Consider the following 1,061-nt stretch of genomic DNA (forward strand, 5'->3'; position numbering starts at 1 on the left):
CTAGAGCATTTTCATTCTAATCGAGGTCATATCCGCAGGCTTGGAAGTAGTTGATGCATTCGGCTGGCGTGATGGCGTCGATAGCAGTGGCAACAGCGCTGTAGAGGTCATCGACGGTGCGGGCGGCAGCCTTGCGCAACAGGGCTTTGAGCTTTGAGAAGGCTTTCTCTATCGGGTTGAAGTCGGGACTGTATGGCGGCAGGTAGAGCAGGCTGGCGCCAGCCGCTTCGATGGCGTCGCGCACGCCGGCGACCTTGTGGGCCGGCAGGTTGTCCATGACGACGATGTCGCCGGGTTCCAGTTCGCGCACCAGCATGCCCTCCACCCAGGTCAGGAAGGTTTCGCCGTTCATCGCGCCGTCCACGAGGGCGGGCGCGGCCACACCGTTCAGGCGCAGCCCGGCTGTGAAGGTGATCGTCTTCCAGTGGCCGTGCGGGATCGGGGCCCGGCAGCGTTCGCCTCTCGGCGCGCGGCCGTACAAGCGCGCCATCTTGGTCGACACCCCGCTTTCGTCGATGAAGACCAGTCGTTCGGGGTCCAGCTCCGGCTGGCGCTCGAACCAGCTCACGCGGCGGACATGGACGTCCGGCCGGGTCTGCTCGGCCGCGTGGCCCGTCTTTTTTTAAAAGTCTGCCCGCGCCGGTCGAGAAAGTACCATAACGTGCTTTGTTGCACGCGCAGGCCATGGGCCGCCTCAAGGCGCTCGGCCATTTCCGCCAGCGTGATGTCGGCGCGTTCATCGATCAGATCGAGCAGGAAAGCCTCGTGCGCATCCAGACAGGACCGGCCCGGATTACCCTTCTTGCCCGGCGTCACGCTGCCGGTGCGCCGGTAAAGCCGCACCCAGCTGCCCACCGTCGACTTGCCCACACAGAACCGTCGGCCCGCCTCGGCCGTGGACACCCCGTCCTCGACGACCGCCTGTACCACCCGCCAGCGCAGATCCTCGCTCATCGCCCGTGCCATCCAGACCCTCCCGGTTCAACGATGACACTCCAAGAATCATACTTCGCGCCCCGTGTGAATCCCTCGCGACTCTGAAATCAATGAAATTGCTCTAG

1 protein-coding gene is annotated in these 1,061 nt (G+C 64.0%); it reads right to left on the bottom strand.

The window, feature by feature from the left end; translation table 11 throughout:
* Positions 1–16: 16 nt before the first annotated feature.
* A protein-coding gene (locus PGP17_RS14915; protein ID WP_270376220.1) for an IS630 family transposase occupies positions 17–966 on the bottom strand; the annotation gives its coding sequence in 2 pieces (ribosomal slippage) (positions 17–624 and positions 624–966; 951 coding nt in all).
* Between the last annotated feature and the right edge of the window lie 95 nt (positions 967–1,061).

Origin of the sequence: Marinicauda sp. Alg238-R41 (assembly GCF_947331485.1) — a bacterium.
GTDB classification, from domain to species: Bacteria; Pseudomonadota; Alphaproteobacteria; order Caulobacterales; family Maricaulaceae; genus Marinicauda; species Marinicauda pacifica.